The 14,295-nt window shown below is 73.4% G+C and carries 14 protein-coding genes and 1 tRNA gene; 7 read left to right on the top strand and 8 right to left on the bottom strand.

Annotated elements, in window-relative coordinates:
* Positions 1 to 77 precede the first annotated feature (77 nt).
* Both otsB and M3148_RS13450 read right to left on the bottom strand, forming a co-directional pair.
* Positions 78 to 935 carry a trehalose-phosphatase gene (otsB, locus tag M3148_RS13455; protein ID WP_251305217.1) on the bottom strand — a complete coding sequence of 286 codons (858 nt, stop codon included), beginning with the start codon at positions 933 to 935 and terminating at the stop codon, positions 78 to 80.
* Positions 932 to 2,353 carry an alpha,alpha-trehalose-phosphate synthase (UDP-forming) gene (locus M3148_RS13450; protein ID WP_251305216.1) on the bottom strand — a complete coding sequence of 474 codons (1,422 nt, stop codon included), beginning with the start codon at positions 2,351 to 2,353 and terminating at the stop codon, positions 932 to 934. Before M3148_RS13450 ends, otsB begins: the two co-directional genes overlap by 4 nt.
* A 106-nt stretch (positions 2,354 to 2,459) precedes the next feature.
* On the opposite strand from M3148_RS13450, the gene M3148_RS13445 reads away from it, so the two are divergent.
* The 6 genes from M3148_RS13445 (at position 2,460) to M3148_RS13420 (ending at position 7,712) form a co-directional block, all read left to right on the top strand.
* Positions 2,460 to 4,121, top strand: a complete 1,662-nt coding sequence (locus tag M3148_RS13445; RefSeq protein ID WP_251305215.1) for a serine/threonine-protein kinase — start codon at positions 2,460 to 2,462, stop codon at positions 4,119 to 4,121.
* A 67-nt stretch (positions 4,122 to 4,188) separates the two neighbouring features.
* Positions 4,189 to 4,671, top strand: a complete 483-nt coding sequence (locus M3148_RS13440) for a hypothetical protein (protein ID WP_251305214.1) — start codon at positions 4,189 to 4,191, stop codon at positions 4,669 to 4,671.
* Positions 4,672 to 4,766: 95 nt separating this feature from the next.
* A complete protein-coding gene (locus M3148_RS13435; protein ID WP_251305213.1) occupies positions 4,767 to 5,537 on the top strand; it encodes a DsbA family protein in 771 nt (256 codons plus the stop codon).
* A gap of 96 nt (positions 5,538 to 5,633) precedes the next feature.
* Positions 5,634 to 5,706: transfer RNA gene (locus tag M3148_RS13430), tRNA-Thr, on the top strand.
* Positions 5,707 to 6,031: 325 nt separating this feature from the next.
* Positions 6,032 to 6,727, top strand: a complete 696-nt coding sequence (locus M3148_RS13425; RefSeq protein ID WP_251305212.1) for a ribonuclease H family protein — start codon at positions 6,032 to 6,034, stop codon at positions 6,725 to 6,727.
* 253 nt (positions 6,728 to 6,980) lie between these two features.
* The gene (locus tag M3148_RS13420; protein ID WP_251305211.1) at positions 6,981 to 7,712 is read left to right on the top strand and encodes a glycerophosphodiester phosphodiesterase; all 732 of its coding nucleotides are present in this window, start codon (positions 6,981 to 6,983) and stop codon (positions 7,710 to 7,712) included.
* 12 nt (positions 7,713 to 7,724) lie between these two features.
* Here M3148_RS13420 and map read toward each other — a convergent pair whose 3' ends face one another.
* Entirely contained in the window at positions 7,725 to 8,498 is a 774-nt protein-coding gene (gene map / locus M3148_RS13415) for a type I methionyl aminopeptidase (RefSeq protein WP_251305210.1), read from the bottom strand.
* Between the two features lie 69 nt (positions 8,499 to 8,567).
* Between map and M3148_RS13410 the strand changes: the two genes are divergently transcribed.
* The gene (locus M3148_RS13410; RefSeq protein ID WP_251305209.1) at positions 8,568 to 9,995 is read left to right on the top strand and encodes an FGGY-family carbohydrate kinase; all 1,428 of its coding nucleotides are present in this window, start codon (positions 8,568 to 8,570) and stop codon (positions 9,993 to 9,995) included.
* 5 nt (positions 9,996 to 10,000) lie between these two features.
* On the opposite strand, the gene M3148_RS13405 is transcribed toward M3148_RS13410, so the two are convergent.
* The 5 genes from M3148_RS13405 to flgN form a co-directional block, all read right to left on the bottom strand.
* Positions 10,001 to 10,468: a hypothetical protein gene (locus M3148_RS13405; RefSeq protein WP_251305208.1), complete on the bottom strand. Its 468-nt coding sequence runs from the start codon at positions 10,466 to 10,468 to the stop codon at positions 10,001 to 10,003.
* A gap of 172 nt (positions 10,469 to 10,640) precedes the next feature.
* On the bottom strand, positions 10,641 to 11,042 hold the full coding sequence (locus M3148_RS13400) for a flagellar assembly protein FliW (protein WP_251305207.1): 402 nt from the start codon (positions 11,040 to 11,042) through the stop codon (positions 10,641 to 10,643).
* The gene (flgL, locus tag M3148_RS13395) at positions 11,039 to 11,989 is read right to left on the bottom strand and encodes a flagellar hook-associated protein FlgL (protein WP_251305206.1); all 951 of its coding nucleotides are present in this window, start codon (positions 11,987 to 11,989) and stop codon (positions 11,039 to 11,041) included. Before flgL ends, M3148_RS13400 begins: the two co-directional genes overlap by 4 nt.
* A gap of 4 nt (positions 11,990 to 11,993) precedes the next feature.
* On the bottom strand, positions 11,994 to 13,415 hold the full coding sequence (gene flgK, locus M3148_RS13390; RefSeq protein ID WP_251305205.1) for a flagellar hook-associated protein FlgK: 1,422 nt from the start codon (positions 13,413 to 13,415) through the stop codon (positions 11,994 to 11,996).
* A 10-nt stretch (positions 13,416 to 13,425) separates the two neighbouring features.
* Positions 13,426 to 13,905 carry a flagellar export chaperone FlgN gene (flgN, locus tag M3148_RS13385; protein ID WP_251305204.1) on the bottom strand — a complete coding sequence of 160 codons (480 nt, stop codon included), beginning with the start codon at positions 13,903 to 13,905 and terminating at the stop codon, positions 13,426 to 13,428.
* Positions 13,906 to 14,295 lie beyond the last annotated feature (390 nt).

Below are 14,295 nucleotides of genomic sequence, written 5' to 3'. Positions count from 1 at the left end.
ACCGTGGCTGGGCTGGGGCCAGTGTGACACAACAGGGGTGTCGGGCGGCACAGTCACAGGTCCCGGTGTCGTCAGGATCACACGGTCTCGCGCAGCTCCAGGAGACGCAGGAGGACGGCGGCCATCTCGTCCGGGTCGGCCACCCGGTAGCCGGCCGCGGTCGGCCCGTCGCCCACCTTGATGCCCACGTCCTGCGGCCCGAGGACGGCGAAGGCATCTTCGTCCGTGACGTCGTCACCGGCGAAGAGCACCGCGTGGGGGGCGACGTCGGCGCGCAGCTCGGCGACGGCGTCGCCCTTGGTCGTGTCGACCACCGCCATCTCGACGACGGACTTGCCCTCCTGCACGCGCAGCCCGGACCGGGTGGCCGGCCCGGCGAGGACGGCGTCGGCGAGGGCGGCAGCGTCCTGCGGGCTGCACCGGCGCGAGTGCACGACGACGGACGCCGGCTTCGTCTCGACCCAGGCACCCTCGTAGCGGCCGGCGAGGTCGGTGGCCTCCCGGAGGACCTCGGCCCGGAGGGTGGCCTGCTCGTCGCTGAGCGCGAGCGGCTCGGTGACGAGCTCGGGCAGCTGGCTGGGGGACAGGCCCACGTGCCCGCGCTGGGCGCCGTGGCTGCCGACGATGCGGGTCCCGACCGGGACCTCGGCGAGGGAGACGAGCGAGGTGGCCTCGCGTCCGGAGATGAGCGCGACGTGGACGCCGGGCAGGGCGTCGAGCCGGGCGAGCGCCTCGACGGCGGCCGGCACGATCCGCGACTCCGTGGGGTCGTCGACGAGGGGCGCGAGCACGCCGTCGAAGTCGAGCGCGACGAGGATGGAGGGCTGGGCGGCGAGCCCCCGCAGCGCCTGGTCGAGGATCTCCTCGATGTGCTGGACGAACAGGGGGACGTCGACCCCCGGGCCGGGGACGCCCGGGTCGTGGTTCTCGCTCATGCCTCGCTCCTTCCGGTGGACAGGGCGCTGAGGAAGTCCTCGGCCCAACGCTGGACGTCGTGCTCGACGACGCGGCGGCGCAGCGCGCGCATCCGTCGTCGCCGCTCCCGCGGCTCCATGCCGATGGCCCGCATGATCGCGGTCTTGGTGCCGTCGACGTCGTGCGGGTTGATGAGCAACGCCTGGCCGAGCTCGTCGGCGGCGCCGGTGAACTCGCTGAGTACGAGAACGCCGCCGAGGTCGCGCCGGGCGGCGATGTACTCCTTGGCGACGAGGTTCATCCCGTCCCGCAGGGACGTGACGAGCATGACGTCGGCCGCGAGATACAGGGCGGCCATCTCCTCGGCCGGGTAGGAGTGGTGCATGTAGTGGACGGCGGGCTTGCCGAGGACGCCGTAGTCGCCGTTGATGCGCCCGACCGTCACCTCGATCTCGTCGCGCAGCTGCCGGTACTGGTCCACGCGCTCGCGGGAGGGGCTGGCGATCTGGACGAGCGTCGTCTCCGGCGGTGTCACGCGGCCGTCGGCGAGGAGCTCGCCAAAGGCCTTGAGCCGGTGGCGGATGCCCTTGGTGTAGTCGAGGCGGTCCACGCCGAGGAGGAGGACGTCGGGGCTGCCGAGTTCCTGGCGGATCTCCACGGCGCGCTGCTGCACCGGCTCGCTCTGGGCGAGCTCGTCGAAGGAGGCGGTGTCGATGGAGATGGGGAAGGCGCCGGCGCGCACCTGGCGCTCGGGCCGCGACCACCGGGCTCCGACCGTCACGGTCCGGCCCTTGGTGGTGAGCGGCGTGAGGCGCCGCACCGCGCGCATGAAGTTCGAGGCGTCCGAGGAGCGCTGGAAGCCGATGAGGTCGGCCCCGAGGAGCCCCTCGACGACCTGCCGCCGCCAGGGGAGCTGGCCGAAGATCTCGACCGGCGGGAAGGGGATGTGGTTGAAGAAGCCGATACGGACGTCGGGCCGCAGCATCCGCAGCACGGAGGGGACCAGCTGGAGCTGGTAGTCGTGCACCCATACCGTGCCGCCCTCGGAGACGGCCTCGGCCGCGGCGGCCGCGAAGCGGCGGTTGACGGCCACGTAGGCGTTCCACCACTTGCGGTGGTACTCCGGCGGGACGATGACGTCGTGGTAGAGCGGCCACAGGGTGCCGTTGGAGAAGCCCTCGTAGTAGTCGGCGATCTCCTGCTCGCTCAGCGCGACGGGCCACACGCGGATGCCGTCGGCCTCGAAGGGGTCCAGGGACAGGTCGGGGCTGCCCGCCCAACCCACCCAGGCTCCCTCGTGCTGCCGCATGACCGGCGCGAGCGCGGTGACGAGGCCACCGGGGGAGCGGGTCCAGTCGACGGAGCCGTCGGGGCCCGTGGTGATGTCGACGGGAAGGCGGTTGGCGACGACGACGATCGAGTGCTCACCGGCAGGCATCAGGTGTTCGTTCCTCCTTGGTCATCCTTTTGCCGAGGCTACCTGGGGCCGGTCCCGGCGGCATGGGGACCGCGGCGCCGGCCGGTCGGCTGGGTAGGTTGTCGTCATGCAGGGGATCGACGGCTACCACCTCGTGCGGCGCATCGGCGCCGGCGGGATGGGCGCGGTGCACGAGGCGCTCGACGCGGACGGCAACCGGGTGGCGGTCAAGGTCCTCCACGAGTCGATCGCGGCCGACCCCGCGGCCCGGGACCGGCTGCGCCGGGAGGTCGAGCTCCTCCACCGTGTCCGCGGGCAGGGCGTGGCCCGGGTGCTGGACGCGGAGGTCGACGGCGTCACCGCCTTCGTCGTCACCGAGCTCGTCGACGGGCCCACCCTCGAGGACGACGTCCGCGAGCACGGACCGCTCGACGCCGAGGAGCTCGGAGGGCTCGCTCACGGGCTGGCCGCCGGTCTGCGCTCCATCCACGCCGCCGGCGTCACCCACCGCGACCTCAAGCCCGGCAACGTCATGCTCGCCGCCGACGGTCCCGTCATCATCGACTTCGGCATCGCCCAGGTGGCCGACGACGTGCGCCTCACCCAGACCGGGATGGTCACCGGCACGCCGGGCTACCTCGACCCGGACGTCATCGCCGGCGCCGACCCCGGCCCCGACGGCGACTGGTGGGCGTGGGCCGCGGTCCTCACCTTCGCGGCCACCGCCCGCCCGCCCTTCGGCCGCGGGACGATCCAGGCGGTGCTCGGCCGGGTGAGCACCGGTCTCGTTGACACCGAGGGCCTGCCCGCCGACCTGGCGGCGGTGCTGACGGCCGCGCTCGAGCCCGATCCCGCCCGCCGCCTCCCGCCGGAGGAGGTGCTGGCCGCCCTTGACGGCGACTGGCACCGGCCCGCGCTCACGGCTGTGCTCGCGCCGCCGCAGCCCCCGGCCGTCGCGCGAACCTCCGTGCTGCCCTCGCCCCGTCCCCCGGCGGCCGAGACGCGCGCGCTCCCGGCGGTCGCCGACGCGCCCCTTCCGCAGACGGTCCAGCAGCCGTGGCAGGCGGCCCCGGAGGCGCCCTGGCGGTCCGCGCCGTGGCAGGAGCCGCAGCAGCACGACTGGCAGCCCCAGCCGTGGCAGCCGGCGCCCGTGCAGCAGCAGCCGCTCGCACCGGTGCAGCCCCCACCCGGCTGGGGTGGCGCCGTGCCGATCGAGCCCCCTGAGTGGGCGCTGCCACCGCGCCGGCGGACCGGTGCGGTGACGGCCCTCGGCCTCGGGCTCAGCGCGCTCGCGCTCCTCGCGCCAGGCCCGTGGCTGGTCGGGGTGGCGCTGCTCCTCGTCGTGCTCGGCGCGGTCGGACGGGGGACCCAGCGGTTGCGGGCGGTGCGGCTGAGGCGCGGCCCCCGACGCTCGGACGCGGCGCGTGCCTGGCTCGGTGCGCCCGCCCACCTGCTGTGGGCGGCGGGCGCGGCGCTCCCGGGACTGCTGCTCGCCGTCGTCGTCGCGGGCGGGGGCTGGTGGGCGGCGCACGGCACCGGCGTCGAGGACGGCACGACGACGCCGGCACTTACCTGGGCGGCAGCGGCGGCCGGGCTCGCGCTCGCCTGGGTCGTCCCGCCGTCCGCGTCCGCGCGGGAGGGTGCCCGTGCCGTCCTCGGCGGGCTGCCGGCGCCGGTGCTGCGCGGAGTCGTCCTCGTGGCGCTCGCGACGGCGGTGGTGCTGGGCGCCGTCGTCCTCGGCGGGAGCGCCCCCGACCCCGTGTGGAGCCCGCTGCCCGAGCCCGCCTGAAGCGGCTGTCCGGAGGTCATCACCGTGATGATCGCCACGGGGCGGGCGCGACACGTACGCTGACCCGGTGCCCCGCACCCGCCTGCTCGCGCGACCCGGCCTCCTCATGGCCGTGGCCGCGCTGCTGCCTGCCCTCGCGGCGCTGCTCAGCGGCACGGTCCACGTCACCCGATGCGTGAGCGTGCCCGGGGGCATCGCGCACGTGGGAGTCAACCTTGCCCTCCTGCGACCCGCGGCGGAGTGCCCGACGACGGGCGTCGCGCTGGGTGGGGAGGGCGAGCAGGTGCTCACCGCCGTCGTCCTGCTCACCGTGCCGATGCTGCTCCTCCACGCCGGTGTGCTCGCCGGCAGCTGGGGAGTGGGCGCCGTCGTCCGGCGCTCGCTGGCGCGGATCGCCCGGCTGACCCCGTGGCATCGGCAGCCGGCCCCGCGGCCGATCGTCGTGCCCGCCCGTCTGGGCGCCGCCGTCGGGACCTTCACGGTGCCCACGTGGCGCACTCCCGCGGCCGTCCCGCTGCTGCGCGGACCGCCTGCCGCCCTGCCGGCCTGAGCTCCCCCTCCCGCCGCGGGAACGAGCGCGCCGGCCGCACGGCGGACCGCCAGACCCACGGGTGCACGCGCGCCCTCCCCACACCAGGAGATCTCATGTCCAACGCCAAGGTGAACAAGCAGCAGGAGCGCCGCGACGCCGCGCGCGAGCAGGCCCGCAAACTGCGCGAGGCCCAGCAGCGCCGCGAGAAGCGCAACCGCGTCCTCGTCATCGCCGGAGTCGTCGTCTTCATCGCGATCGTCGCCGCCGCGCTCTTCGCCATCATCAACTCCCGGAACGCCGACCCGCTCGAGGGCGTCGACTCCCAGCCCGCGGGCGCCATCGAGAGTGGCGCCATCCAGCTCGGCGCCGACGGCGTCGGCTCGGTGAGCGAGGGGGCGCCCGTGGTCGACGTCTACCTCGACTACCTGTGCACCCACTGCTGGACCTTCGAGACCGTGAACGAGGGCGTCCTCGAGGAGCTCGCCGCGAACGGCGAGGTCACGGTGAACTACCACCCGATCGCCTACATCAGCGGCTCGGACTTCAACGTCCGCGGCGCCAGCGCCCTCGCCGAGGTGGCGACCCAGTCCCCCGAGCACTTCGCGAAGTTCAACGCCCAGCTCTTCGCCGCACAGGACGAGGGCGGGGCCACCCCGCTGAGCGACGAGCAGATCGCCGACGCGGCCCGCGAGGTGGACGTCCCGGAGGAGGTCATCGAGACCTTCGGCGACGTCCGCTACAGCGACTGGGTCCAGGGCGCCACCGAGCAGGCGCGTCGCGACGAGATCGGTGGGACGCCCACGATCCTCATCGACGGCGAGCCCTTCACCGGCTGGCAGGAACCGGGCGCCCTTGCCCAGGCCGTGACCGACGCCGCGGCCTGACCCGGCCACGACGTCTGGCAGACTTCTCGGGGCGGGGCCACGCGGCCCCGCCCCGGTGGGCAGGTCTCCGTCCCCTGTGGACGGGATTGCGCCCGCGCCGCCTTAGCTCAGCTGGTAGAGCACCCGCCTTGTAAGCGGACGGTCGTCGGTTCGATTCCGACAGGCGGCTCCGAGCAGCACTCCGCCGTCGGCTCTCGCCCGGATGGGCACGCTCCCGTACCAGGCGCCGGAAGTCGTTACCGCGACACTCGGCGCAATGGGGGCACGGGGTGCTGAGCCGGGGCTCCCGCGTGCGGCACCGACACGGTTCTTTCGCAATGATGCCGACCGAGTTCACTATCGCCGGAGCATGGTCGGGGCGGTGGTCGACGTCGTCACGCACCTGGAGAGCACGGGTTGTGGACGCGGAGTCCCCGCACCCGACCCGGTCGTCTCCCCAGCTGATGAGCGCGGATGAGGGAGGATAGGGGGCCGCCAACCGAAGGGACTCATCCGTGGCCGCATGGTCGACACAGACACAGCTGGGCAAGCAGGTCGGGCTGGACGCCCGGCAGGTGGGGACCAGGCTCACCGAGCTCGGGCTGAAGTCCGGCTCGACAGCCACCGAGCCGGCCGTGTCCCAGGGCCTGGCGAAGAAGACGACCATGCGTGACGGCACGGAGTTCTACGTCTGGTCCACCTCGGAGGTCCTCACCCTCCTCGGTGGCCCCAAGGAGACTGCAGTGACCGCCCCGCCGGTCACGAAGGACTACTCCGCCTTCGACCACGTCTACGCCACCGACGGCTCGGCCATCCGCAACCCCGGCCCCACCGGGTGGGCCTGGGTGAATCAGCGCACCGGGGAGACCGGGGCCGGCGGCCTGGACCATGGCACGAACAACATCGGCGAACTTCTCGCCCTGCGCTACGCCCTCGAGCACGCAGGTGCCGACGGCGACCTCCTCGTCCGGGCCGACTCCCAGTACGTCATCAACATCGCCACCAGCTGGGGGCGCGGCTGGCAGCGACGCGGGTGGAAGAAGGCCGACGGGAAGGTCCCCGAGAACCTCGAGATCGTGCAGACGATCATCGCGCTCATCGACGCCCGCACCGGGCGTACCGAGCTCGAGTGGGTCAAGGGCCACGCGGGCGACACCTACAACGAGATCGTCGACCAGCTCGCCAACGCGGCCGCCCGCGCCGCGGGCTGAGAAGCCTCCCCCACGCTGCTCAGGTGGGACCTATGACGGCCGTGTGACGGCGGGCGGCACCCCGTGAACGGTCGGTGAACTCTTGCGGGCAACTTCCTGAACTTCGGCCACTTGGCGTGATCGACCTCGTAGCGTGGGTCGTGGCTCATCAGCACCCCACCTCGGAGAGACACATGACGGCCTTCCCCCAGGGAGACCTCGACTCGACAGTCGCCCGCCGCACCGGCCACGACGACGTCCCGGTGGCCTCCCGGTGAGGGTCGTCGCGCACCGCGGCAACTCCTCCGCCGCTCCCGAGAACACCCTCGCCGCGATCGCCTCGGCGGTGGCGTGCGGGGCGAGTGGCGTGGAGATCGACGTCCGGCTCACCGGTGACGGTGTGCCCGTCGTCATCCACGACGAGACGCTCGACCGCACGACCGATGGGTCAGGGCCCGTCGCCGCTACGCCGGCCGCAGAGGTCACGGCCCTGGACGCGGGCGCGTGGTTCGGGGAGCGGTTCGTCGACGAGCGCGTCCCCGTTCTCACCGACGTGCTCGACCTGCTCGTGGCCGCCGGCGACGTCGAGCTCTTCCTCGAGGTCAAAGGCACCTGGGACGGCGACGACGTCCGCCGAGTCTCAGACGCCGTCGCCTTCCGCGGGCTCGACGACCGGGTGCTGGCGCAGAGCTTCTCCGCCACGACGGTGGCGGCGCTCGCGACCGTCGCTCCGGGACTGCGCCGCGGTCTGCTCGTCAAGGAGGCGGGTGACGGAGTGCTCGAGCTCTGCCGGCGGCTGGAGACGAGCGCCTGCAACCCGCACAAGGCAGTGCTCCGGACACGGCCCGAGGTGACGGGCCGGGCCCAGGCCGCGGGCCTCACGGTGACGCCGTGGACCCTCAACGAGCCTGCGGACTGGGCCGCTGCCAGGACGCTGGGGGTGGACGGGATCATCACCGACCGCCCCGCCGACCTCCTGGCCTGGACTGCCGCCCCGGCCGCCTGAGCGCCGCCGCGGTCAGTCGCTGCGGCCGGCGGTGAGGACGACCGGGCCGTCGGGGGTGACGGCGACGGTGTGCTCGCTGTGGGCGCCGCGGGAGCCGTCGGTGCTGCGCAGGGTCCAGCCGTCGGGGTCGGTGCGCAGCTCGTCGGTGCCGGCCATGAACCACGGCTCGATCGCGACGACGAGCCCCGGGCGCAGCCGCAGGCCGCGCCCGGCCCGGCCGTCGTTGGCGATGTGCGGCTCCCCGTGCATCGTGCGGCCCACGCCGTGGCCACCGAACTGGACGTTGACGCGGTAGCCGTAGTCGGACGCGACGGCGCCGATGGCCGCCGAGACGTCCCCGATCTTGTTGTCGACGACGGCGGCCGCGATGCCGGCCTCGAGGGCCACCTGCGTCGCCTCGATGATCCGCAGGTCCTCGGGCCGAGGCGTGCCGACCACGAGGCTGATGGCGGAGTCGGCCACCCAACCGTCGACGCTCGCGGCGAAGTCGACCGACAGGAGGTCGCCGTCGCGCAGCCGGTAGTCGTGGGGCAGGCCGTGCAGGACGGCGTCGTTGACCGACGTGCACAGCACGTAGCCGAAAGGCCGCGCCCCGAAGGAGGGGTGGTAGTCGATGTAACAGGACTCCGCGCCCGCCTTGCGGATCATCTCGTGCGCCAGGGCATCCAGCTCGAGGAGGTTGACGCCGACGTCAGCGCGGCGGCGCAGCTCCTCGAGCACCGAGGCGACGAAGCGGCCGGCCGGGCGCATGGCCTCGATCTCGGAGGGTGTCTTGAGCTCGATCACCGCCTCAGCGTACGACCCGCGCCTCCCCGGGCCGGGACGGTGGTGGACAGACGCAGGCAGGATGGGGCCATGCGCAGTCTGGGGCTGGACGTGGGCACGACGAACGTCAAGGCCGTCGCCGTCGACATCACCGGGGGACGGGCCACGGTCGTCGCCCAGGCGTCCGCGCCCACCCCGGCGGGCGGCGTCGCGCTCCAGCGGACCGTCGCGCGACTCGTCGGCGAGGTGGGGGCCGACGTCGCCGCCGTCGGCGTGGCGTCGATGGCGGAGACCGGCGTGCCCCTCGACGGCGACGGCGTGCCCCTGGGCGACCTCGTCCGCTGGGACCCCTCGGGCGCGCAGCACCACGCGTCCGTCCTTGCCACCACGTACGGCGCCGGCGCCCTGTTCGCCGCGACCGGTGTGCGGCCCAGCGGCAAGGTGCCGCTCGCGGTGTGGGCGCAGCTGCGGGCTGAGGCGCCCGACCGCTGGGCGGGCATGGCGCGCTGGGCGGGAGCCGCGGACCTCGTCGTCCTCGCGCTGACGGGCCGGCTCGCCACCGACCACACGCTCGCGGGGCGCACCATGGCCTACCGGCTCCCCGCGCCCGGCGAGCCGGTCCCGGAGGGCTTCGACGTCGGGCTGCTCTCCGCCGTCGGCCTTCGCCCCGAGCAGCTGCCCGCCGTCGTCACGCCCGGGGAGGTGGCCGGCCGGGTGCGGGCGGGCGGCACGTGGGGGCTCCGGGCGGGGACGCCCGTTGTCGTCGCCGGCCACGACCACCCCGTCGGCGCGTGGGCGGCGGGGGTGCGGGCACCGGGGGACGTCGCCGACTCCGTCGGCACGGCCGAGTCCGTCGTCCGGGTCCTCACCTCCCGCCCCGACCCGGTGGCGGTGGCCACGGCCGGGATGAGCCTCGTCCGCACGGTCGAGGGCAGGCACGAGGCGCTCGTCGCGGGCTCGGCGACGGCGGGCGGCGTCCTCGCGTGGTGGGCCGAACGGGTGGGTGGCTTCCCCGCGCTCGCGTCCCTCCTCGACGACGCCGTCTCTCGCCCCCGCAGCGCCGGCTCACCGCTGCTCCTGCCCTACCTGCGCGGCCGGCAGGCGCCGTGCCCGGACCCGTGGGCCCGCGCCGTCGTCGTCGGCCGGGTCCCCGGGCACGACGACGTCGACCTCGCCGCCGCCGTCCTCGACGGCCTGGCGCTCCAGGCCCGCTGGATGCTCACAGCGCAGGCCGAGCTGGCGGGTGCGGACCCAGCCGCAGGGCAGGTGTGCGTGCTCGGTTCAGCGTCTGCGGGTGGCTCCGCGTGGCTGCGCGCCAAGGCGGCGGCCGGTCCGGCGCCGCTACGGGTGGTGGGGGAGCGCGAGGCGGTGGCCGTCGGCGCGGCCGTGCTCGCCGCCCACCGCGCCGGGCTGGCCGAGGCGCTGGTGCTTGCCTCCGAGCCCGTGGCCGCCGGCCGTGAGCCGGTCTACGACGCTCTGTTCACGCGCTTCGTCAGCGCCGCTCTGGGCGACGCCTGAGCGGTTCAGGCGAGGAACTCGAGCAGTCCCGGGTGCAGGGCAGCACCACGGTTGTCGGCGGCGGATCGTCCGAGCCGGTCGAGCTCGAGCTCGATGACGGCTTCGGTGAGCTCGGCGTCGGCGTCCGCCATCGTGCCCATGTCCATGCCGCCGACCTCGGTGGTGGTCGTGAGTCGGCCGTGGTCGAGGTCGATGATCTGGTCGACCAGCTTCCGCATGCCGGCGCGGTGGTCGAGGAAGATGTCCCCCCATGGGACAGGCGCGGTCCCGGCGATGGTGAGCAGCGAGGCGGTGGCGGGCAGGCCGAGCACCTGGGTGGCGGCGGCGGCCTCCGCGGCACGTGCGAGCTCGGCATTCTGCAGCTGCTCGATCGCCGTGTCGATCTCGCGGGCGGCTCGGGGCAGGCGCCTGGTACGACCCGTCTCGAGGAGGGCGCGCTCGGTCTCCAGCCGGTGCAGCAGGAGGTCGAGCACGTCGCGTTCGTGCCAGAGAAAGTCGGAAAGCGCGCGCATGGTCACGCCCTTCTGATTCGTGTCGAGCACGTCCGTGCGGAGGGGGACGGTGCCCGGGGAGGCGGGGGTCTCCGGTGGTTCCTGAGAGTAGCCGCCGCCGCCGACGTCGTCCTACGGACGGCGTCGGCCCGAGTCAGCGGGGGAGTGGTGCGCGCAGCGGCTGGTCGCTGTTCTCGAGGATCGTCTGCATCGCGGCTCCGGTCGCCAGGTCGACGAGCACCGGCGCAAGGAGGTTGGCCGTCGGGGCGCCGCCCTCTCCGGGACGCACGACGACGAGGACGGCCGGGTCCGGGGTCCCGAGCTCCGCGAGGGTCTCCTCGGACACCCGGGGGGCGTAGCCGGGGAAGTAGGGGCGGGGGTCGACGAGGAAGAGGCGGACGCTGTCCGCGTCCACCGCCCGCAGCGAGTACAGCTCCTCGGTGACGGCGCTGAGCGTGAACTCGGTCAGCGGGCTCAGCCCCGGCGGCGGGGTGACGAAGTGAAGGGCGGCCTCGGTCTCGACGGCCATGGTCGTGGTCATGGTGTCCTCGCTCATCGCAGGAAGTCCAACAGGCTGGGCTGCAGCACGCGGGAGGTCGCCCCGAGTGCAGCCTGGTAACCGACCTCCTGGAGCTGGAGGTCGACGATCGTCTTGGCGAGGTCCGCGTCCTCGACGGAGGACAGCTGGGTGGTCAGCGCGATCTTGCGCGTCTCGAGGGCGTCCTTCGCATGGAGGACCTGCTTGTGCCGAGTGCCGACGCTGCCGACCTCACCGAGGAAGGCGTTCGTCCGGGAGTCGATCTCGGTAAGGAACCGGCCGACGTCCGGGTCACCGGCCTCGACCTTCGCCGCGACCTCGCGCAGGAGGGTGAACACGGACATGCCGACCGGCTCGCCCGTGGCGGGGTCGCGCACCAGCTCGCCGGCGGCGTCGACGACGTCCACCCCGAAGACCTCCGAGCCCGGGGAGTCGACCCGCACCTTCGTCGTGTCCGATACCTGGCGCAGCACCTCGGCGCCGGGGCGGCCGCTGAAGGTGACCGTCCCGGCCTCGGTCAGCGTGTAGGCCGCCTCGGTGGAGGTGCCGGCGAAGACGGAGCGGTTGAGGTACGTCGTGTTCGCGACCTCGAGCAGGCCGTCCGCGGCGGCTCGGAGCCCGGAGGCGAGGGCGCTGCGCGACGTGGGACCCAGGGACCCGGTGCTCGCGCCCTGGACGGTGAGGTCCCGGGCGCCGTGCAGCTGGGTGAGGGCGTCGCTGAGGGCGCTGTCCACCGTGGTGAGCCAGCTGTCGCCGTCGGCGGTGTTGCGCGCCTGCTGCGCCGTCGTCCGCTGGTCCGAGCGCAGCCGCATGGCGTCGACTGTGCCCGCGGGGTCGTCGGAGGGCTTGGTGATGATTTTGCCCGTGGTGAGCCGCTCCTGAAGTCGCGCAAGCTCGGAGAGGTTGGACTGGAGCTGGTTGAGGGACGCTCGCTGGAGCCCCTGCTGAGTGACGCGGCCGATCATCGATTTACCTTCCCACCACGCCGGTGCGGTTGATCAGGGTGTCGAGCATCTGGTCGATGGTCGTCATCACCCGCGCCGAGGCCTCGTAGGCACGTTGGTACATCACGAGGTTGACGCTCTCCTCGTCGAGGTCGACGGCCGTCTGCGAGAGCAGCTGCGACTCGGCGGTGGCCCGCGTGCTCTCGGCGGCCTGCGCCCGGCGGGTGGCCGACCGGCTGCTCACGCCGATCTCGGTGACGGCGCCGGCCCACTGGTCGCGGGCCCCGGCGAGGTCGGCGATCCGCGCTGCCAGGGTGCCGTCGACCTCGCCGGGGTTGCCCGTGACGACCTGGTCGCTGGTGACGGCGACGCCGAGGGACAGGGCGGGCGGCGTGGCGCCGGCGGAGAACGCGAAGAAGTCGCGCGAGGTCCCGTCCGCGCCGGGAACGGAGGAGTGCAGGGCGTTGACCTCGGCCGCCACGGTGGTGGCAAGCTCGTTGTAGGAGCTCGCCAGGTTGGCGACCGGCCCATCTGGCGCGATGACGTCGAGGAGGCCCGCGACCCGGCCTCCGGACGCGGCCGCGGAGCTGCCGGTCGCGGCCCATACGAGGCGTGCCGGTCCCTCCTTGCTGCCCCAACCCTCGGGCGGTTCTGTCCCCGCGGAGCGCAGGTCGGCCAGCGTCGCGCTGCCGTGGACGGCGACGGCGTAGGCGCGGTCGCCGCGCACGAGCGCGTTGCCACTGACCATGACGTCGACGCTTCCGTCGGCGCGCTCGCGCACCTCACCGCCGACCATGGCGGCGAGCCCGTCCAGGAGCACCCCGCGTTGGTCGATGAGGCCGTTGGCGTTGTCGCCCGCCACCTGGGCGTCGCGGATCCGGCCGTTGAGGTCCGCGACGGCGGCCGCGGTGGTGTTGAGGTCGACGGCCATGGCAGCGGCCTGCTCGCGGGTGCTGTCCCACTGCTTGGCCGCGGCGCGGTAGCCGTTGGCGATGGCCGAGGTGAGGGCGGTGGCGTTGCCGAGCAGCACGGACCTGGCCGCGGCGTCGTCGGGTCGGTTGGCGACGTCGTCCCACGAGGTGAAGAACGTGTCCAGGCCGGCAGCGAGGCCGTTCTCCCCTGGCTCCTTGAGGGTCGTCTCCATGAGCGACCAGCTGCCGGCCACGGCCTCGAGCCGGGCGGTGGAGGAGGTCTGGGTGCGCAGCTTGGTCTCGAGGAAGATGTCGCCGAGCCGGTCGATGGAGGTGACGCGGACGCCGGTCGCTGGGGCGCCGGACGTCGCGAACATCGTCGGGCGTGCGGTGCCGGTGATGGCTTCCATGCCCGCGCGCTGGCGCGTGTAGCCGATCGTGTTGACGTTGGAGATGTTCTGCCCGGTCACCTCGAGCGCGATGCGCTGGGCGGTGAGGGCGGTGAAGGCACCGTTGAGTGCGGCGAAGGAGCTCATGCGTGTCCTCTCACAGGGACTTGTCGACGAGGTGGGCGTCGGCCATGCCGCGCGACGTGCTGCCGCGTTCGTCGTAGACGTCGACGCTCTCGTGCAGGGACATGAGCGTCTCCTGCGTGGCGTGGTGGCTGGCCATGAGGAAGTCGCGGTTGGTCTCGGCGACCGTGGCGATCTCGGTGGTCAGGGTGAGGAAGGCGAGGCGGTGCTCCAGGAGGATCCCGTCCCACGGCGCCGGGGCCGCGGTGGCGAGGTCGAGGAGGCTCGCGCCGTCGGCCAGGGCGAGCGCGGCGGCGGCCGCGGCGACCTCGGCCGCGCGGGCCAGCTCTGCCGTCCGGATCTGGGCGAGCACGTCGTCGACCTCGCGCACGGCCAGGGGCAGCAGCTCTGTGCGGCCGGCGGCGAGGAGCAGATGCTCGACCTCCAGCCGGTAGCGCAGCGACTCGAGCATGTCGCGCTCGCGCCAGAGGAGGTCGGAGAGAGAGCCGAGCATTGTCACTTCTCCGTTCGGGGCCGTTGCGTTCACCATCACGGTCCTGTCCATCGGCAGTACCGGGGCCGGTGTGAGCGATGGGGCCCCGGTTCCTCCTTGCGACAAGCCTTCCTTCCTTCGCAGGAGACAGCCGTCACAGGGCACGCAACGTATCTGCGGGACCTCTGACCCACTACTGCGTCGATGATGCGGTGCAGGAGCGATTCGTTAAGACCACTGTGAGCCACATCACAAAGCGGCGCCCTTGTACTTTCGGAGGAGGAGCCAGCATGCTGACGGAGTAGTCGTCACATGTCGGGGCAATCTCGGACGAGATCGGCACGACGGCCACACTCAACGATCACAACTGCAGGGACTTGCTCGCGTCGCGACGGGTCCCGACCTGGGGGT

The sequence above is a fragment of the Georgenia satyanarayanai genome, from assembly GCF_023715365.1.
In the GTDB taxonomy this organism is placed as follows: domain Bacteria; phylum Actinomycetota; class Actinomycetes; order Actinomycetales; family Actinomycetaceae; genus Oceanitalea; species Oceanitalea satyanarayanai_B.
The sequence above is the reverse complement of the archived record's forward strand: the minus strand, read 5'-3'. Positions and strand labels throughout refer to the sequence as shown.